At 70.0% G+C, this 16729-nt stretch carries 24 protein-coding genes; 21 read left to right on the plus strand and 3 right to left on the minus strand.

Annotated features, from left to right (window positions below):
• The coding region (locus GD970_RS14390) for an AAA family ATPase (protein ID WP_193314947.1) at positions 1–1167 on the minus strand (1167 nt) is incomplete at its 3' end.
• 140 nt (positions 1168–1307) lie between these two features.
• Here GD970_RS14390 and GD970_RS14395 point away from each other — a divergent pair.
• Both GD970_RS14395 and GD970_RS14400 read left to right on the plus strand, forming a co-directional pair.
• Positions 1308–1520 (plus strand): heavy-metal-associated domain-containing protein, encoded by a 213-nt coding sequence (locus GD970_RS14395; protein WP_152203594.1) that lies wholly within the window; start codon positions 1308–1310, stop codon positions 1518–1520.
• Between the two features lie 132 nt (positions 1521–1652).
• Positions 1653–4904: a heavy metal translocating P-type ATPase gene (locus tag GD970_RS14400; protein WP_152203658.1), complete on the plus strand. Its 3252-nt coding sequence runs from the start codon at positions 1653–1655 to the stop codon at positions 4902–4904.
• Positions 4905–4992: 88 nt separating this feature from the next.
• On the opposite strand, the gene GD970_RS14405 is transcribed toward GD970_RS14400, so the two are convergent.
• Positions 4993–6516 carry an NAD(P)/FAD-dependent oxidoreductase gene (locus GD970_RS14405; RefSeq protein ID WP_319593466.1) on the minus strand — a complete coding sequence of 508 codons (1524 nt, stop codon included), beginning with the start codon at positions 6514–6516 and terminating at the stop codon, positions 4993–4995.
• Positions 6517–6829: 313 nt separating this feature from the next.
• Here GD970_RS14405 and GD970_RS14410 point away from each other — a divergent pair, with 313 nt between their 5' ends.
• Positions 6830–8044 carry a tyrosine-type recombinase/integrase gene (locus GD970_RS14410; protein ID WP_152203595.1) on the plus strand — a complete coding sequence of 405 codons (1215 nt, stop codon included), beginning with the start codon at positions 6830–6832 and terminating at the stop codon, positions 8042–8044.
• 246 nt (positions 8045–8290) lie between these two features.
• Here GD970_RS14410 and GD970_RS14415 read toward each other — a convergent pair whose 3' ends face one another.
• Complete coding sequence (locus tag GD970_RS14415; RefSeq protein WP_152203596.1) at positions 8291–8923, minus strand: hypothetical protein; 633 nt, start codon at positions 8921–8923, stop codon at positions 8291–8293.
• 171 nt (positions 8924–9094) lie between these two features.
• Between GD970_RS14415 and GD970_RS14420 the strand changes: the two genes are divergently transcribed.
• From GD970_RS14420 to GD970_RS14500, 18 genes are all read left to right on the plus strand, one after another.
• A complete protein-coding gene (locus GD970_RS14420) occupies positions 9095–9415 on the plus strand; it encodes a helix-turn-helix transcriptional regulator (RefSeq protein ID WP_193314948.1) in 321 nt (106 codons plus the stop codon).
• Complete coding sequence (locus GD970_RS14425; protein WP_152203598.1) at positions 9412–9807, plus strand: GIY-YIG nuclease family protein; 396 nt, start codon at positions 9412–9414, stop codon at positions 9805–9807. The genes GD970_RS14420 and GD970_RS14425 overlap by 4 nt, the downstream gene beginning before the upstream one ends.
• Positions 9804–10034: a helix-turn-helix domain-containing protein gene (locus GD970_RS14430; protein WP_152203599.1), complete on the plus strand. Its 231-nt coding sequence runs from the start codon at positions 9804–9806 to the stop codon at positions 10032–10034. Before GD970_RS14425 ends, GD970_RS14430 begins: the two co-directional genes overlap by 4 nt.
• Positions 10035–10104: 70 nt before the next feature.
• On the plus strand, positions 10105–10347 hold the full coding sequence (locus tag GD970_RS14435; RefSeq protein ID WP_152203600.1) for a hypothetical protein: 243 nt from the start codon (positions 10105–10107) through the stop codon (positions 10345–10347).
• Between the two features lie 181 nt (positions 10348–10528).
• Complete coding sequence (locus GD970_RS14440; RefSeq protein WP_152203601.1) at positions 10529–10780, plus strand: hypothetical protein; 252 nt, start codon at positions 10529–10531, stop codon at positions 10778–10780.
• A 352-nt stretch (positions 10781–11132) separates the two neighbouring features.
• Positions 11133–11624: a hypothetical protein gene (locus GD970_RS14445; RefSeq protein ID WP_152203602.1), complete on the plus strand. Its 492-nt coding sequence runs from the start codon at positions 11133–11135 to the stop codon at positions 11622–11624.
• Positions 11624–11953 (plus strand): hypothetical protein, encoded by a 330-nt coding sequence (locus GD970_RS14450; protein ID WP_152203603.1) that lies wholly within the window; start codon positions 11624–11626, stop codon positions 11951–11953. Before GD970_RS14445 ends, GD970_RS14450 begins: the two co-directional genes overlap by 1 nt.
• Complete coding sequence (locus GD970_RS21690) at positions 11950–12102, plus strand: hypothetical protein (protein ID WP_193314949.1); 153 nt, start codon at positions 11950–11952, stop codon at positions 12100–12102. The genes GD970_RS14450 and GD970_RS21690 overlap by 4 nt, the downstream gene beginning before the upstream one ends.
• Positions 12099–12599, plus strand: coding sequence for an HNH endonuclease (locus GD970_RS14455; RefSeq protein ID WP_152203604.1), 501 nt, complete (start codon positions 12099–12101; stop codon positions 12597–12599). The genes GD970_RS21690 and GD970_RS14455 overlap by 4 nt, the downstream gene beginning before the upstream one ends.
• On the plus strand, positions 12596–13270 hold the full coding sequence (locus GD970_RS14460) for a lambda exonuclease family protein (protein WP_152203605.1): 675 nt from the start codon (positions 12596–12598) through the stop codon (positions 13268–13270). The genes GD970_RS14455 and GD970_RS14460 overlap by 4 nt, the downstream gene beginning before the upstream one ends.
• A 1-nt stretch (position 13271) precedes the next feature.
• A complete protein-coding gene (locus GD970_RS14465) occupies positions 13272–13532 on the plus strand; it encodes a hypothetical protein (protein ID WP_152203606.1) in 261 nt (86 codons plus the stop codon).
• Positions 13533–13534: 2 nt separating this feature from the next.
• Positions 13535–14071 (plus strand): hypothetical protein, encoded by a 537-nt coding sequence (locus GD970_RS14470; RefSeq protein ID WP_193314950.1) that lies wholly within the window; start codon positions 13535–13537, stop codon positions 14069–14071.
• Entirely contained in the window at positions 14068–14388 is a 321-nt protein-coding gene (locus tag GD970_RS14475) for a hypothetical protein (RefSeq protein WP_152203607.1), read from the plus strand. Before GD970_RS14470 ends, GD970_RS14475 begins: the two co-directional genes overlap by 4 nt.
• A 380-nt stretch (positions 14389–14768) precedes the next feature.
• Positions 14769–14981 carry a DUF3310 domain-containing protein gene (locus GD970_RS14480; protein WP_152203608.1) on the plus strand — a complete coding sequence of 71 codons (213 nt, stop codon included), beginning with the start codon at positions 14769–14771 and terminating at the stop codon, positions 14979–14981.
• On the plus strand, positions 14978–15664 hold the full coding sequence (locus GD970_RS14485) for a hypothetical protein (RefSeq protein ID WP_152203609.1): 687 nt from the start codon (positions 14978–14980) through the stop codon (positions 15662–15664). The genes GD970_RS14480 and GD970_RS14485 overlap by 4 nt, the downstream gene beginning before the upstream one ends.
• Positions 15661–15999, plus strand: a complete 339-nt coding sequence (locus GD970_RS14490; protein WP_152203610.1) for a WhiB family transcriptional regulator — start codon at positions 15661–15663, stop codon at positions 15997–15999. The genes GD970_RS14485 and GD970_RS14490 overlap by 4 nt, the downstream gene beginning before the upstream one ends.
• Positions 15996–16277 carry a hypothetical protein gene (locus GD970_RS14495; RefSeq protein WP_152203611.1) on the plus strand — a complete coding sequence of 94 codons (282 nt, stop codon included), beginning with the start codon at positions 15996–15998 and terminating at the stop codon, positions 16275–16277. Before GD970_RS14490 ends, GD970_RS14495 begins: the two co-directional genes overlap by 4 nt.
• The gene (locus GD970_RS14500; protein WP_152203612.1) at positions 16274–16642 is read left to right on the plus strand and encodes a hypothetical protein; all 369 of its coding nucleotides are present in this window, start codon (positions 16274–16276) and stop codon (positions 16640–16642) included. Before GD970_RS14495 ends, GD970_RS14500 begins: the two co-directional genes overlap by 4 nt.
• Positions 16643–16729: the final 87 nt, after the last annotated feature.

A 16729-nucleotide genomic window follows, 5' to 3' on the forward strand; every position in this document is an offset into this window, starting at 1 on the left:
CTCGTAGGCGGCGGCCGCCGCCTCGTGCCCGCCGCGGCGCCGGGCCCGCCCGGCGGCCTGCTCGAGCTCGGCGACGACCGCCTCGTCCGGCTCCACCGTGCCCGCGGCGCGGTGCCAGGCCCGCCGGTCGGCGTCCGCCTCGCCCAGGGCGTCCGCGAGCGCCCGGTGGGCCGCGCGCCGCTCGTGGCTGGTGGCGGCGTCGTACACGGCGGAGCGCACGAGCGGGTGGCGCAGCTCCAGCTGCGTGCCGGCCACGCGCAGCAGCCCGGACCGCTCGGCCTCGTCCAGCGCCCCGGGTCCGACGCCGAGGGCGCGGGCGGCCTGCTGGACCGTGCCGACCCGGGTCGAGTCGTCCGCGGCGGCGACGAGCAGCAGCCGCTGGGCGTCGTCGGACAGGCGGCGGGCCCGGTCGAGGAAGACGCGCTCGACCCCGCCGGTCACCGGCAGCCGCTCCGGCAGCGGGGCCCGCCCGGCGAGCTGGTCGGTGCTGAGCACCTCGGGCAGCTCGACCAGCGCGAGCGGGTTGCCGCCGGTGCTGGCCCGCAGCCGAGCCGCGACGCCCGCGGCCACCGGCGCACCGGCCTGGGCGGACAGGAGCGCGGCGACGCCGTCGTCGTCGAGGCCGGCGACGGCGAGCTCGGGCAGCCCGGCGCCGTCGAAGGAGCGCACGTCGCCCTCCCGGGCGCCGAACAGCACCGCGACGCGCTCGCGCTGGAGCCGGCGGGCGGCGAAGAGCAGGGCCGCGGCGGAGGCGTCGTCGAGCCAGTGCGCGTCGTCGACGACGGCGAGGACCGGCTCGGCCGCGGCGGCCTCGGCGAGGAGGTTGAGGGCGGCGAGGAAGACGAGGAACCGGTCGACCTCGCCGGCCTCCTCGCCGAGCACCACCCGCAGGGCGCGGGCCTGCGGGGCGGCGATGCGGTCCGCACGGTCGAGCACCGGCCGCAGCAGCCGCTCGAGCGCGGCGAAGGGCAGCGGCGCCTCGGACTCGATGCCCTGGGTGCGCAGCACCTGCATCCCGTCGGCGCGCGCGGCGGCGTCGGCGAGCAGCACGGACTTGCCGGCCCCCGGCTCGCCGCGCACCACGAGGGCGCCGCCGCGACCCTCGCGTGCGGCCCGGACCAGCTCGTCGATCGCGGCCTGCTCCCGCGCGCGTCCCTGCACTCTCACGCGCCGGAGACTAGCGGCCCGCCGGCGTCCCGGTGACCATCCCGGTGATTTCACCGGCGCGAGGCGCGGCGCCGGCTCGCGACGATCGTCATGCCCGACCCGCTCGACCCACCCGGTCGACACACCCGAAGGAGCCCGACATGTCCCAAACCACCGCCGAGTACCAGGTCACCGGCATGACCTGCGACCACTGCGTCCGCGCCGTCACCCAGGAGGTCGGCGCCATTGCCGGGGTCGACGACGTCGCCGTCGACCTCGCCACCGGCCGGGTCACCGTCCGCAGCAGCCGCCCCCTCGGCGCCGAGGAGATGGCCGCCGCGATCGACGAGGCCGGCTACCAGCTCACCCACTGACCGCCCCGCCCCCGCGAGAGGAGACCCGCCGTGACCGCGACCGCCTCGACCACCCCCACCGGCACGTCCGCCCCGGCCCCGACGGTCGGGCCGGCCGGCCCGACCGTCGACCGCACCTTCGACATCGGCGGCATGACCTGCGCCTCGTGCGTCGGCCGGGTGCAGAAGGCCCTCGGCCGCGTGGACGGGGTGGTCGCGGCGGCGGTCAACCTCGCCACCGAGACCGCCACGGTGAGCTACGACCCCGCCGTGGTCGACGTCGCGGCAATGACCGCGGCGGTGACCCGGGCCGGCTACACCGCCGCGCCCCGCCCCGCCCCGCGCCCCGACGGCGGCACCCCGCCCGACGGCGCCACCCGGCTCGACGCCGGCACCGGCCCGGAGGCCGACCCCGGCCCCCGCGGGCAGGACGCGGAGGCCGCGGCCCTCGACGCCCGCCGCGACGCCGAGATCGCCCGGCTGGGCCGGCGCTGGAAGGTGGCCCTCGCCGTCGGCCTGGGCCTCATGGCCGTCATGTACGTGCCCATCCACCTCGACACGATGGACTGGCTCATGCCGCTGCTCTTCGTGGTCGCCACCGCCGTGCAGCTGTGGGCCGGCGCGGACATCTACCGCGCCGCCTGGACCGCGGCCCGCCACCGCGCCACGAGCATGAACACCCTCGTCGCGCTCGGCACCGGCGTCGCCTACGGCTACAGCGCCTTCGTCACCCTGTGGCCCGGCCCCGCCGAGCGGTGGGGCCTGCCGCTGCACGTGTACTTCGAGACCGCGCTGGTGGTCGTCGCGCTCGTGCTCCTCGGCCGCTGGCTGGAGCTGCGCGCCAAGAAGCGCACCGCCGCATCCCTGCGGGCGCTGGCCCGGCTCGCCCCGCGCACCGCCCGCGTCGTGCGCGACGGCGACGAGCGCGACGTCCCGCTCGAGCAGGTCCGGGTCGGCGACGTCGTGCGGGTGCGCCCCGGCGAGCAGGTGCCGGTGGACGGCGTCGTGACCGAGGGCGCCTCCGCCGTCGACGAGGCCATGCTCACCGGCGAGAGCGTCCCGGTGGAGAAGGCCCCCGGCGACGCGGTCATCGGCGCGACGGTCAACCGCACCGGCACGCTGCTGGTGCGGGCGGACGCCGTCGGCGCCGACAGCACCCTCGCCCAGATCATCCGGCTCGTCGAGGACGCCCAGGGGACCAAGCCCCCGATGCAGCAGCTCGTGGACAAGGTGGCCGCCTGGTTCGTGCCCGCCGTGCTCCTCGCCGCGGCGGCGACGTTCGCCGCGTGGATGACCTGGGGACCGGCCGAGGACCGGCTGGTCCTGGCCATCACCGCCACCGTGGCGGTGCTCATCATCGCCTGCCCGTGCGCCCTGGGCCTGGCCACCCCCACCGCCGTCATGGTCGGCACCGGCCGGGCGGCCGAGCTGGGCATCCTCGTCGGCGACGGCCAGGCGCTGGAGACCGCCCGCCGGATCAGCGCCGTCGTCCTCGACAAGACCGGCACCATCACCCGCGGCCGCCCGGCCATGGTGGACCTGCACACCGTGGACGGCTGGGACGCCGAGGAGCTGCTCGCCGTGCTCGCGGCGGCGGAGGTGCCCAGCGAGCACCCCACCGGCGCCGCGCTGGTCGCCGCCGCCCGGGAGCGCGGCCTGGCGCTACCGCCCGTCGCCGGCTTCGCCGCCGTGCCCGGCCACGGCATCACCGCCGAGGTGGGCGGCCGCCGGGTCGTCGTCGGCAACCGGGCGCTCCTGGCGGCCGAGGGGATCGACGCCGCGGCGCTCGAGCCCGCCGCCCGTGCCGCCGCGGCCGACGGCGCGACGCCCCTGTTCGCCGCCGTGGAGGGGCGGGCCGCCGGCCTCGCGGCCGTGCGCGACACCGTCCGGCCGGGCGCGGCCGACGCCGTCGCCCGGCTGCGGGCCCTGGGCCTGGAGGTCTGGATGATCACCGGCGACCACGCCGCCACCGCCCGCGCGGTGGCCGCGGAGGTCGGGATCGAGCACGTGCTGGCCGAGGTGCTGCCGGCCGGCAAGGCCGACGCCGTCGCCGGGCTGCAGCGCGCCGGGCACGTCGTGGCCATGGTCGGCGACGGCATCAACGACGCCCCCGCCCTCGCCCAGGCCGACCTCGGCGTGGCCATCGGCACCGGCACCGACGTGGCCATGGCCGCCTCGGACCTGACCCTGGTCGGCGGCGACCTCGGCGGCCTGGTCGGGGCCCTGGCCCTGTCGCGCCGCACCGTCGCGACCATCCGGCAGGGGCTGGTGTGGGCGTTCGCCTACAACGTCCTGCTCATCCCGGTCGCGGCCGGGGCGCTGTACGCCTGGGACGGCCTGCTCCTCGACCCGGTGCTCGCCAGCGCCGCGATGGCGATGAGCTCGGTGAGCGTGGTGACCAACGCGCTGCGGCTGCGCCGCTTCCGCCCGCCGGCCACCGCCGCGGAGATCCTCCGCCCGCCGCTGCTCGCCCGGCTGCGCCAGGGCGCCTACCTGGCCGGCGTGGCCGTGGTCGCCCTCGCCCTGGGCGTCGCCTTCACCGTGGCCAGCCGCAGCGACGCCGCCGAGCGCGGCATGAACGGGCTGCTGGCGTGGCAGGCGGGGATGGGCATGCCGATGCGCCCGGCGATGAGTGCCATGGAGGAGGCCGAGGTGGCGCCGCTGCGCCCGCACGACGCAGGCCTGCGGGTGGACGTGGACGTGCCCGCCGACCTGGCCCCGGGCCGCCCGGCGACGCTGACCGTGTCGGTGCGCGACGCCGCCACCGGCGCGCTGGTCACCGACGTGGTGCGCACCCACCAGGTGTGGATGCACATGATCCTCACCCGCGCCGACCTGGGCACCTTCGCCCACATCCACCCCGAGCCCACCGGCACCCCCGGCGTCTTCGCCGTGACCGCGCAGCTGCCCACCGGCGGCCGGTACGCCCTGCACACCGAGTTCCGCCGGCAGGGGCAGATGGCCGACGTCCTCGACGCCCGCGAGCTGCGCGTGCCGGGCGCGGCCCCCGCCGCGGCGCCGCCCGTTGGCGAGGTGCGCGAGCAGGTGACCGGCGGGGTGCGGGTGCGCCTCGACGGCGAGGCCCACGCGGGCGGGCGCAGCGACCTGGCGTTCCGCTTCACCGACGCCGCCACCGGGCGGCCGGTGACCGACCTGCAGCCCTATCTCGGGGCGGCCGGGCACGTCGTGGTCATGGCCGCGGACGGGTCGTCCTTCGGGCACCGCCACGCCGAGACCGAGGACGGCCGCGGCCGCCCGGTCCTCGCCGTCCCGGGCACCCGGTTCGGGCCCGACCTCGACCTGCACGTGACGTTCGACCGGCCCGGCACCTACCGGCTGTGGGCACAGTTCCGGCTGGCGGACGGCACGGTGATCACCGCGCCGTTCACGCTCGAGGCGGAGTGAGCCACCGGCGGTGACGCCGACCGGGCAGGACAGACGCGCGACGGCGCCGGACCAGGGGTCCGGCGCCGTCGCGCGTCTGCGGTGCGGGTTACTGCTTGCCCGAGGGCTGCTTGCCGCCCGCCACGGCCGGGGTCTTGCTGCCCTTGGGGGCCGGCGTCGGCTTCTTGCCGGAGGCCACGGCCTCCTCCCAGGCGGCGCGGGGCCGGGAGAGGGCGCTCAGCGAGACGAGCTCGCGGCGGAAGACCAGCGCCTGGGTCCAGTCGGCGAGGATGCGGACCTTGCGCTCGAAGGAGGGCATCGCCAGGACGTGGTAGCTGCGGTGCATGAACCAGGCCAGCGGGCCGCGGAACTTGAAGCCCTTGATCTGCGCCACGCCCTTGTACAGGCCGAGGGAGGCGACCGTGCCCACGTTCTCGTGCACGTAGTCCGTCGGCTGCTCGCCGCGCAGGACGCGCACGATGTTCTCGCCGAGGTGCTTGCCCTGGCGCACCGCGTGCTGGGCGGTCGGGCCGCAGGTGACGCCGGGGCCCTGGGTGAGGTCCGGGACGGCGGCGCAGTCGCCGGCGGCCCAGGCGTTCTCGACGGGGGTGCCGTCCTCCTGGGTCACCTGGAGGGTGGCGGCGGTGCGGACGCGGCCGCGCTCGTCGAGCGGGAGGTCGGTCTGCGCCAGGACCGGGTGCGGCTTGACGCCGGCGGTCCACACGACGGTGTCGGCCTCGAACTTCTCGCCGGTGGAGAGCTCGATGTGCCCGTCCACGCAGGAGTTGAGGAAGGTGTTGAGGTGGATCTCCACGCCGCGCTCGCGCAGCTGCTCGATGGCGTAGCCGCCGAGCTCCTCGCCCAGCTCGGGCAGGATGCGCCCGGCGCCCTCGACAACGACGAACCGGAGGTCCTCGGGCTCGATGGAGTCGTACTCCTTGGTGGCCGCGCGGGCCATGTCCTCGACCTCGCCGATGGCCTCGATGCCGGCGAAGCCGCCGCCGACGAAGACGAAGGTGAGCATGCGCTTGCGCTCGTCGGCGTCCCAGGTCGACGCCGCCATGGCGAGCTGGTTGAGGACGCGGTTGCGCAGCGCCGTGGCCTCCTCGATGTGCTTGAAGCCGATGCCCATCTCGGCCAGGCCCGGGATCGGCAGCACGCGGGCGACCGAGCCGAGGCCGACGACGAGGTGGTCGTAGGTGACCTCGTAGGCCGGGTCGTCGGTGAGCGGCTTGATGACGGCCTTGCGCTCGGCGTGGCGGATCTCGGTGATGTTGCCGTTGAGGACCGTGGTGCCCTCCAGCTCGCGGCGCAGCGAGGTGACGACGTGGCGCGGCTCGATCGAGCCGGCGGCGGCCTCGGGCAGGAACGGCTGGTAGGTCATGTACGGCCGGGGGTCCACGACGGCGATCTCCGCGTCCGCGCGCCCCAGGTGCTTGCGCAGCGTGGTCGCGGTGTACAGGCCGATGTACCCACCCCCGGCGATGAGGATGCGCGGCGTGCGACCGCCGTGGATGACGGGCCGGACGCTCTCCTCGGAGCGGGCCGCCATCGTCTTCGCGGCGTAGACGCCGGCACCGGCGAGCGCGGCCACGGACGTGGTGGCGGCGAGAGAGCGCAGGAAGGAAGCCATGCGGCCCATCGTAGGAGCCCCGTCCGAGGCCCTCCACGTGAGAATGGGTGATTTGCCCGTGAGAAGCACCACGGTGCTGACGGCGCGTCAGATCGTGCTATGCGGCCCGCTCGGAGCGCCGCCGTCACGCCACCACGTCTGGTGCCCCCAGCGGGATTCGAACCAGCACGGATCATTACTGGGGCCATGCGGTTTTCGGCATGATCCTGCGGAATCCCGCACTCGCCTCATCTCGCCCAGCCCCGTCGGATACCCTCGAAACACGTCCCCGTTGTTGACTCGTCAACACGCACCACACCCCTAGGAGGGACCTGTGGCATCCATCCGCCAACGCACCGGAGCGAAAGGCACCACCTGGGCCGTCCTCTTCCGCGACGACGACGGCCGGCAAACCTCCGAGACGTTCCCCACCAACGAGGCAGCCGAGGAGTTCCGCGCACTCGTCGACCGCATGGGAGCCGAAGCAGCCCGCCGCATCCTCGCCGTCTCCGAAGGGCTCACCCCCGGTGCACCACGACCACAAACCGTCGCCGAATACCTCACCGAATACATCCACCACCTCACCGGCATCGACGAAGGCACCCGCACCGGCTACCGGCAGCTCGCCAAAGCCGTCACCACCAAGCCCATCGGGGCGATCCCCCTCAGTGCCCTTGAGCGCCGCGACGTGGTGGCGTGGATACGGGACCAGGAGAGTTCCGGCCTGTCACAGAAGACAGTCATCAACCGCCGCGGCCTGCTCTCCGCCGCACTCGCCCGTGCCGTCGAAGACCAGATCATCCCCCGCAACCCCGCGTACCGGGTGCCAGTCGCCCGCACCGAACGTCAGGAAATGGTGTTCCTGACCCCGGCCGAGTTCCAGATCCTCAAGGCCAGAGCCACCCCACACTTCCGCCCCTTCCTCGACTTCCTTGTGCTCACGGGACTCCGGTTCGGGGAAGCCACCGCGCTACAGGCCAGGGACCTCCACCTCGAGGACTCCCCGCCAACACTGTCGGTCGTGCGGGCATGGAAAAAGTCAGGCAAGCTCGGCCCACCAAAGACAAAGAAGGCCCGCCGCACCATCTCCCTCCCACCCGAAGCCGTGACCATCCTGCGGGAAGCCATCAAGGGCAAAGCCCAGGACGAGTGGGTGTTCACGAACACCCAGGGGCGCCGCATCCTCCAGAACACGCTTTGGGGCCTGTGGGTCACGTGGCTCGATGACACCGAGCGGGCGCCGGGCGGTTGGGGTGGCCGGGGCAAGCCTGGCAGTCAGGCGCCCCGCCAGCCGCGCCACCCGCTGCTCGGGAAGAAGCCCCGCATCCACGACCTGCGCCACACCCACGCGTCGTGGATGCTCGCCGCCGGGATCAGTCTGCATGACTTGCGCCACCGCCTTGGGCACGAGTCGATCCAAACCACCTCGGACACCTACGGCCACTTGATGCCTGAGGCGCAGATCCAGGCCGCGCGCGCGGCATCACTCATGTATCAGCAGGGGTTGCCTCGCCTGGACGCCGCCGAGGTACTCGCCATCGAAGCCTGACCCCGCACGCGAAACGCCCCGCTTACCGACTTGGTAGCGGGGCGTTTCGTCGTCTCAGGGAATAACACCAGTGTCGTTCACCCCTGGCGGTGACCTACGTCACCGTTTAGCGTCAGTGGTCTCCGAAACTATGCCCATACGGACGTCACCGCTCGCCAATGTCGGCGGTCACCACTACGTTCGCACGCATGTTCGAAGACGCACCAACCGGGGGGAACCTGATGCCGTACCACCAACCGCAACCGCTCACGAAGACGTGCCGCCTGACCTGCCCGCTCGCTTCCCAATGCCCCTGGTCTGTCGCTTACGTTGGGGCGGGACACCGTACTGAATGCCGAGGCCGTTGGCGCCGCTGCCGTCAGGTGCGGCGGGCGTTTGCGGAGTTCCGGCGCCTGTCCCGTCTGCGGGATCAGTCGCGCCGTCCAGTGCGCCACCGGATCCCGCACTGCCTGTAGTCATGGGGGCGGAACGCTGGAGGGCATGTTCCGTCACCTCTTCCTGTCGTTGGCGAAGCTCGAATAGTTCACGGTTGAGCCGAGCGAGCATCCGCACAACGTCATAGACGATGCGGCGCTGCTCGGGGTCAAGCAGATCGGCGTCTTCCGGAAGGTTGTCCGCAAACGAAGTGCCAGCGAAAGGGACGCCGGCTGCCTCATACACAACCTGCCGGGATTCACCGGACAGCTCTGCTAGTGCGTCAAGCGTTTTGCGTGACGGCTTCGACAGGTACGTGCCAGCACGGATCTTGTCGACCGTCGTGTAGGACAACGTGAGCCCTCGAGCCTCGGCGGCACGCCCCAGGGCGCGTCCACCGCGGCCACCGTTGCGGGCCACCGCGAGGTCTGCGATGTCCCGCAGACTCGGCTTGCTGTTCTCCATGCCGCAGATCCTCTCGGCGCTTTTCCCACTGGTTCAACGATCGACGCAAGTCCCGAAGACAAGTCGGATGCTCAGAGTACGCAGAATGACGCCAGATTCATGCCTCATGCTTGACAAGTGAGTGACACGTGCAGCATGCTCCACTTGTCAGATCGAACGAAAGGAGGCATGATGAGTACACGACGCCCGAAGGTCCGTTATCTCAGGGAGGTCTGGATGAAGGTGATCAGCGGAGAGCGGATCGCCAAGGCCCGACGCAGAGCCGGCTACACGCAGTACGAGCTGGCCGCACTCACCAAGTGCACACAAGCCGCCATCTCCGGCCTAGAGACCGGGAACATGCCCCGGTGCTCCGAAGACCTAGCCAAGGCCATCTGCAAGTGGCTCGACCGCGACGTGGAGGAACTGTTCGAACGCCACGGCGACTCTCGCGTTGAGCGAGTGACAAACGCAGCCGGCTCCACTCACCAACGGAAGAAGGTTGCAGCGTGAACCACCGAGACCCATCCCTGCGGGAGCACTACGTGTACCGCTTCTACGACGCGGACGGCGCACTCCTCTACATCGGCTGCACGGTCGATCCGCGGATGCGCTGGAAGGAACACAAGAGCTTCCGCCGGGAGATGACGGACCGGGTCGCCAAGGTCCGGATGCAAGGCCCGTACAACTACGACACCGCCCGCGCCATCGAGAAGCAGGCCATCAAGGACGAGCACCCCACAGAGAACGTCATCTACAACCGGCCGGCGGGCTTCATCGCTGAGAAGCGCCGCCGGAGCCGCTTCGTCGAGGCCGAGATGGTCCGGCTCATGGATCTAGGTCTCGGCATGGCTGAGGCGCTGAAGGTCGCGGACGCCGCCTACGACAAGCGGGTGGCGGCATGAGCGACGTGCGACTGATGACGGTTGAGGAAGCCGCAGCAGCACTCAACCTGTCCGAGTACACGGTGCGTGCTGAGCAGAAGCGCGGCCGACTCCCCTACCGCCGCGTGGGCCGGTTCATCCGGTTTACCGAGGCCGACCTGGACGCGTACACGGAGCGGATTCGTGGTGAGGAAGCGCCGACGCTTCGCCGCACTGCCGCTTCCCAGGCCCGTCGTAGGGCGTCTTAACAACCAGTAAGGCCGGGCGCCCCGTCCTGGACAACCCGGCCTCACCGATACAACGACAAGGAGTTTACCCGTGAACCAGAACATCCCTGCTGAGGCCATCGAGGCCGCGACCCGCTCCATCGTTGCGGACCATCACCTCATCACGGAGGGGGACGCCTACGACCTGGCCTGCAACGCCTTGGCCGCCGCTCTCCCCTCCATCCGTGAGCAGATCGCTCGCGACATCGAGGCGGCAGTGGACGTGGACGCTCACCCTGGCCGGAACGTCGGGCTCCGCATCGCGGCTCGTGTCGCGCGGGGCGGTGAGGCGTGATGACCACCACCACGGAGCTTGCTGAGGTCCGTGAGGCCCTTGTGCATCTGATGCAGCCTGCGTGCCGGGCGATGCTGCCGGGGTTCGACCCTTACGCGTGTAACCGGCGCCAGGGGCATTTCGGGGAGCACGTTTGGTCCTCGCCACTGGGTGGGGCGGCTATCCGTTGGGGTGAAGCCGCATGAACGCCCTGGACCGTCTAGCCCAGATCGAAGCGATGGATCTGCCCGAGTTCCTTCAGGGTCAGGCAGCCGTGAGCGACCCCAACCACCCGATCCGTGGGCGCGCGCTCAACAAGGCCGCCAAGGAAGTTGAGGGGCTGGTCGCCGCCCTACGTGCCGTCCTTACAGAGGTTGAGGCATGGAAGCGCGTGCCGCCCGTAGATGTCGGCGTGCTCCGCATCGAAGCCGCGATCACGGAGATTCTGTCGTGAGCGCGCAGCCGACGCACACGTGGTCGCGGACGTACTGCGCGGACCACCACTGGGTCCCGGTCGTGGGCTGTGACTGGTGCCCGAGCGAGAAGGCCCGCCTGAGCCTGGCGAAGGCGGCTCACCCGGCCGGCAGCAAGAGGCACCTCGCCCCTGTCCCCACGTGGGAGCAGCAACGCACCGAAGGGCAGGCCAGCGCCCGCGCTCTCGGGGCCGTCATCGGCTGGGCCGTCTTCGCCGCACTCCTACTCATTGCGTTCGCAGAAGCCACACCCGCAGGTGTCGACATCGCTTGCGGCCTCATCGCCCTCCCCCTCGCCATCAAGCTCCCATTCCCATCCCGAAAGGCCAAGCCATGACCACCACCATCCGGGGCGCGCTCGTTCCCGATTCGTACAGCACCACGATTGACGGTAGCCGCGCCGACATCCGTGTCACGTTTAAGACTCCGACCGTCCCCAGCGCCACGACGATCCTCGACCGTGACGAACTCCTGGCGGCTGTGGCTGCCGAGCTGGGCGTCATCATCATCAACCGCGCCGACCTCCCCGAAGTTGTCATCAACGGGGACGAGGTCAAGGCATCTTCCGGTCCCGGCTACGTCGCGACCAGTGTGGGCTGGGAAACCGCCGAGAAGCTCCGCGGAGTCGCCTACGGGTGGCTCGCTATCGCGGAGTACCTGGACGCGCACCCGCCCGTGGACGAAGCCCAGGTGGACGCCCTCGCCGAACTCCTCGTCGCGCACTCCGCCGAGATGGTCTCCGCCGCATTCACCAACGACACCAGCGCGAGAGACGCCGCACGCCGCCTGCTCGCCACCGGCCGCGTCACGGTTCGGGAGGCGTGATGTCCGCTGATTTTGACCAGGACGTGTACCTGTCCCGCCCAGCCATGACCGACCCCGAACAGGCCGCGGCACCACAGTGGCAGTACACGGCACAAGACGTGCTGTCCCTCGTCAGTGAGGTGTGCGGCGAGAACCCGTTCACCGTCACCACCGCCCAATACAGGGACACCATCACCCTCGAGGTGTGGACCCTCAACCCCAACGACGCCCACACCATCGCCGAAAACCTCAACCTCGCCCGCCACCCCGTCCCCTCACGATGGACCGGCGCCTATGAGGGCCTGGCCGTGTGCCTCATCACCCAGCCCATTGCGCAGGTGGCCGCATGAGCGCCATTTCGATCTGCTGGCACACCTGGGGTCTGAACCCGTACAAGGTCGGCGCGGTCCACTGCACCCGGTGTGGCGCTCTGCCTGAACTGTTCGCCGTCGCGACCACCACTAGCAGCAAGACCGACTTTGGGGCGGTGGCCGCATGAGCCTCCGCGAGTACCCCGAAGTCATCCAAGGCGACGAGCGCACAGCCGCCCGCTTCCGCAAGTTCGTTCCAACGACCGACCCCAGCCAGTGCTGGGAGTGGCAGAGCGTAAGAAACCCGTCCGGCTACGGGAAGTTCTGGCTCAACGGCAGAACTGACTTGGCCCACCGAGTCTCCTACAAGCTCCACCACGGCCCCATTCCTCCCGGCATCCACGTTCGCCATACCTGCGACAACCCGCCGTGCGTGAATCCGTCCCACCTTCTCCTTGGTACAGGGAAGGACAACGCGCGCGACGCCCTCGAGCGCGGCCGGTACCGCCGTGGCGCCAGCAACGGGCGGGCGAAGCTCACGCCGCAGCAAGTGAGTGAGATTCGTACGGGCTGGCACCGAGGCGAGACGCAGGTCTCTATGGCGCGCCGGTTCGGTGTCTCCCGTTCCGCCATCCAGTGGGTTCTGAACGGCCAGAACTGGGCCGGGATTGGGGAGACACCGTGAGCCTCATTGAGTTTCCGGACGTCGTTCAAGGGTCGGACGCTTGGCATGAGCAGCGTCGCGGCATCGTCACCGCATCCGTCGTCGCCAAGCTCATCACCCCCAGCACCCTCAAGCCCGCGAACAACCCCGAGTCGCGCGGCCTGACTGCGCTACTCGCGGCCGAACGCATCACGGGGTACACGGACCCCACCCACATGACCGATGACATGTGGCGTGGCGTTGAGGACGAACCCCGCGCCCGCGACAAGTACGCCGAGCACTACGCCCCCGTAACCGAGACCGGGTTCATGGTTCGTGACGACTGGGGCTTCCCAATCGGCTACTCACCCGACGGCTTGGTGGGTGACAACGGGCTCATCGAAATCAAGTCGCGCCGGCAGAAGAAGCATTTGCAGACGATTCTTGCCGACGCTGTTCCGGCCGAGAACATGGCCCAGCTCCAAACGGGGCTGCTCGTTTCTGGCCGTGACTGGATCGACTACATCTCCTACTGCGGCGGGATGCCCATGTGGGTTAAGCGCGTGACCCCCGATCCGCGGTGGCAGACCGCGATTGTCGACGCGGTCCGCGCATTCGAGAAGGCGGCCGACGAGATGGCCGCGAGATACCTGGACGCCGTCAAGGGACTGCCCACGACCGAGCGCGTGACCGAACTGGAAATGGTGATCTGACATGGCGACTAAATCCACTCCTCGTGCCGCACGGGCTGAGGAGCGTGGGGAAGGCATTTGCCGCACTTGCCTCGCGCCCATCTGGAACGAGGGCGGAACGGTCGGCCACACCCGCCGCGAAGAAGGTTGGTCCGACCGTGTCGAAAGCGGCGGAGATTCCCTCGTTTGCTTCTCGGCGGTCGACTACCGCCACGTCCCCCTCACTGGCCGCGAGGCCGCCATTTACGACCACGCCTACACCCTCGGCACGAAGGGCATCTGACCATGGACCTCACCCAGACCATCGCCCCTAAGAGCGACCAGCAGAACTACGACGACTACATCAGTGGCCCGAAGACCGTCACCGTGTCTGAGGTCCGCGCCGGCAACGCTGAGCAGCCGGTGGAAGTCCATTTGGTGGAGTTCCCCGGCCGCCCCTACAAGCCGTCCAAGTCCATGCGCCGTGTCCTCGTGGCCGCATGGGGACCTGAGGCGGCGAACTACGCGGGCAGGCGCATGACTTTGTACGGCGACCCAACTGTGCGCTTTGGTGGGCAGGTCGTGGGGGGCATCAAGATTTCGCACCTGTCCCACATCGACAAGCGCCTCACCCTGGCTCTCACGGCAACCCGGGGCAAGCGCGCACCCCACGTCGTCGAACCCCTCACCGACGACGCCCCGGACCTGTTCGCGGAGATTAAGCGCATCACCAAGCCCGGCGACCTGAACGCGCTCTACAACCGCCACAAGAACGTGTGGACCGACGAGCACACCGCTGCCGCGTCCGCACGTAAGGCCGAGCTGACCGGCGGTGCCGCATGAGCGACTACACCCCGAACACCGAGTACGTGCGCGACTTCTACGCCAAGTTCCAAGCCAACCTCGAACTCACCTTCGGCTACGAAGACGAACGGTACGAGGCAGCCGAAGCCGAGTTCGACAGGTGGCTCACGACCGTGAGGGCCGAAGCGATCCGGGAATCTGCGCAGTCCCCCCGGATCACTGATATCGGCCGCAACGTTCGCGAGTTCGGTGAACCCGGCACGCCCTACTCGAACGGCGCAAGGCACGCGGTCGCTGCCGTCCGTGAAGCGATGCACTCGCAGGCAACCCGCATTGAGTCGGGTGAGCGGCCATGAATCTGACTGTGCTGCGTCTTCGTGCCGCGTCCCGGCGTCGTGAACTCACCGACCAGGAGCGCGACCACCTCGAGTCCGTGGCTGAGGACATGGCCGAGGACCGCAAAAGGGGCTGGTCATGAAGCTCAATCCGTCCGGACAGCCCCCATGCGGCTACCCCTGGGCCGACGGATGGGGCCCCCACGAATGCCACCTCAACCAGCACCACACCGGCAAACACAGGTGCGCATGCGACGCCAACACCTGGGACGCCGAAGACAAGGAGGCGGCGTGATCGTGTCCGTCCCGTGCAAGGGCTGCGGTGAACCCGTCGTGTACACGCAAACCAGCCCACTCCCCGAAGGCATGGGCATCTACCACGGCGCCTGCTGGGAGAAGCGATGACCGATCCAGTCGACCACCCCCAGCACTACACCTCCCACCCCTCCGGCATCGAAGTCATCCAAATCACCGAACACATGAACTTCTGCCTCGGCAACGCCATCAAGTACATCCTCCGCGCCGACCACAAAGGCAAACCCATAGAAGACCTACGCAAAGCCCGCTGGTACATCGACCGCGAACTCGCACGCAGAACAGGAGAAACACAGTGACCGCCGTATGGGAGGTCTCCCCAACCACCACCGACCTCGAGGCGTGGCGCGCACAGGTGGAAGCCAAGCGGGAACGCTCCATCTACTTCCGCCAGCTTGAGAAGGCCGCGAAGGACTCCCAGTCACCCCAGGCACTCGCGAAGGCGGCCCGCCTCGTGAAGCCGAAGCGGACCCGTAAGCCGGCCAAGCCGCGGAAGCCAAGGGCACCCCAGCTCCGCCCCTGTGCCGCATGCGGGTACCTCACCCGACCGAACGGCACCAAGGCCGAAGACTTCCCCGACGTCGTCACCCTCGTCCGAGGCAATGCCGACATGTGCAAGACCTGCCACAGACACGGCCCCCGCCAAGGCCCCCCGCGGCAGGAAATGGTCATCAAGGACTGCGAAGACTGCGGCCGGAAGACCCGCCCCAACCGGCGCAAGGCCAGTGAGTTCCCCTTCCCCACCGTCGCCCGCCACGACTCCAAGGTGTGCGCGTCCTGCTACGCCCGCCGCGAATACCAGCGACTCACCGGAGAAGAGCGGTACCGCCGCACCGACTTCCTCCGACCCTGCGCCGGCACCTGCGGCAGGCTCACCCGCCCCCACAACAAGCCCCGCGAACTGTTCCTCCCCACCGTCACTGTCCCCCGCACCGGACGCGGCATGTGCTCCGCGTGCTACCGAAAGGCCATGAAGCCATGAACAACGACGACCTCTTCACCGACCACCCCGAGGTCCCTCTCCCGCCCGTCATCGAGTTCGACCCGCTCCCGGTCGCCCCGGACGGTGACCGCACGTGGATGGAGGACGGCCTCTGCGCTACTTCCAGCACCCCGGATGCCTGGTACCCAGAGCGCAACTACCCATCCCACAAGGCCCAGCGTCTCTGCGACGGCTGCCCAGTCATCGACCAGTGCGGCGAGTGGGCGCTAACAGTTCAGGAAGAGTGGGGGATCTGGGGCGGACTCACCGAAGAGGACCGCCGCGCCATCCTCCGTACACGCCGTAAGCGCAGTGCCAGGCGGGCCGTCGCGTGAGGACCGCCATCCGTATCGACGCAGACACGGTGGCGAAGCTCCCCGCCGACCGGTCCCGCAGTTACCTCATCGCCCTGCTCAAGCGTGAGCAGGAGTTGGAAGCACAGCGCCGCCGCGACTACCAGCTTCGCAAGAGGCGCCGGCAGAAGATGGGCGGCAGCAACCCCGCCTGGCGTGACCGGATGCTGCTGTTGGCCGAGATGCACCGCCTCGAGACCGAAGCGCAGGAGAAGTACGCGCGGATGCTCGCCAAGTCCGGCGGGAGGCCCAACAAGTGAGCCGATCCCGAAAGTCAGCCCGCGCGGCCGGCACATGGTTCGAAACCGCCGTAGCCGAATACCTCGCCCAGCACGTAGACGACCGCATCGAACGGCGCACCAGAAACGGCAGCAAGGACCGCGGCGACATCGGCGGCGTCAGGCACATGGGAAACCGTGTCGTCATTGAAGCCAAGAACGCCGTCACCCTAAACCTGTCCGGCTGGGTGAACGAGGCCGAGATTGAGCGCGGAAATGACGACGCGATGGTTGGCCTGGTTGTCCACAAGCGCAAGGGGAAGGGCGCCAAGCAAATGGGCGACCAATACGTGACACTCACCCTCGCGGACCTCGTCGCCCTGCTTACTGGGGATCGCCCTTCATAGCCTGTGGAAAACCCCGGCCGTGCTACCTCGGCCACCCTTTCCGGGCATACCATGAAGCAATAAGCGAGGCCGCCCAGGAATGCGCCC

It is taken from the genome of Georgenia thermotolerans (genome assembly GCF_009193185.1).
GTDB classification, from domain to species: domain Bacteria; phylum Actinomycetota; class Actinomycetes; order Actinomycetales; family Actinomycetaceae; genus Georgenia; species Georgenia thermotolerans.

Excerpts from the sequence above, each read along its gene's own strand:
- GD970_RS14475 (WP_152203607.1), top strand. The coding sequence starts at position 14,068 with ATGAGCGACTACACCCCGAACACCGAGTACGTGCGCGACTTCTACGCC.
- GD970_RS14430 (WP_152203599.1), top strand. The coding sequence starts at position 9,804 with ATGAGCGACGTGCGACTGATGACGGTTGAGGAAGCCGCAGCAGCACTC.
- GD970_RS14490 (WP_152203610.1), top strand. The coding sequence starts at position 15,661 with ATGAACAACGACGACCTCTTCACCGACCACCCCGAGGTCCCTCTCCCG.
- GD970_RS14465 (WP_152203606.1), top strand. The coding sequence starts at position 13,272 with ATGGCGACTAAATCCACTCCTCGTGCCGCACGGGCTGAGGAGCGTGGG.
- GD970_RS14455 (WP_152203604.1), top strand. The coding sequence starts at position 12,099 with ATGAGCCTCCGCGAGTACCCCGAAGTCATCCAAGGCGACGAGCGCACA.
- GD970_RS14450 (WP_152203603.1), top strand. The coding sequence starts at position 11,624 with ATGTCCGCTGATTTTGACCAGGACGTGTACCTGTCCCGCCCAGCCATG.
- GD970_RS14400 (WP_152203658.1), top strand. The coding sequence starts at position 1,653 with ATGACCTGCGCCTCGTGCGTCGGCCGGGTGCAGAAGGCCCTCGGCCGC.
- GD970_RS14420 (WP_193314948.1), top strand. The coding sequence starts at position 9,095 with ATGAGTACACGACGCCCGAAGGTCCGTTATCTCAGGGAGGTCTGGATG.
- GD970_RS14445 (WP_152203602.1), top strand. The coding sequence starts at position 11,133 with ATGACCACCACCATCCGGGGCGCGCTCGTTCCCGATTCGTACAGCACC.
- GD970_RS21690 (WP_193314949.1), top strand. The coding sequence starts at position 11,950 with ATGAGCGCCATTTCGATCTGCTGGCACACCTGGGGTCTGAACCCGTAC.
- GD970_RS14415 (WP_152203596.1), bottom strand. The coding sequence starts at position 8,923 with ATGGAGAACAGCAAGCCGAGTCTGCGGGACATCGCAGACCTCGCGGTG.
- GD970_RS14405 (WP_319593466.1), bottom strand. The coding sequence starts at position 6,516 with ATGGCTTCCTTCCTGCGCTCTCTCGCCGCCACCACGTCCGTGGCCGCG.
- GD970_RS14440 (WP_152203601.1), top strand. The coding sequence starts at position 10,529 with ATGAACGCCCTGGACCGTCTAGCCCAGATCGAAGCGATGGATCTGCCC.
- GD970_RS14395 (WP_152203594.1), top strand. The coding sequence starts at position 1,308 with ATGTCCCAAACCACCGCCGAGTACCAGGTCACCGGCATGACCTGCGAC.
- GD970_RS14480 (WP_152203608.1), top strand. The coding sequence starts at position 14,769 with ATGACCGATCCAGTCGACCACCCCCAGCACTACACCTCCCACCCCTCC.
- GD970_RS14470 (WP_193314950.1), top strand. The coding sequence starts at position 13,535 with ATGGACCTCACCCAGACCATCGCCCCTAAGAGCGACCAGCAGAACTAC.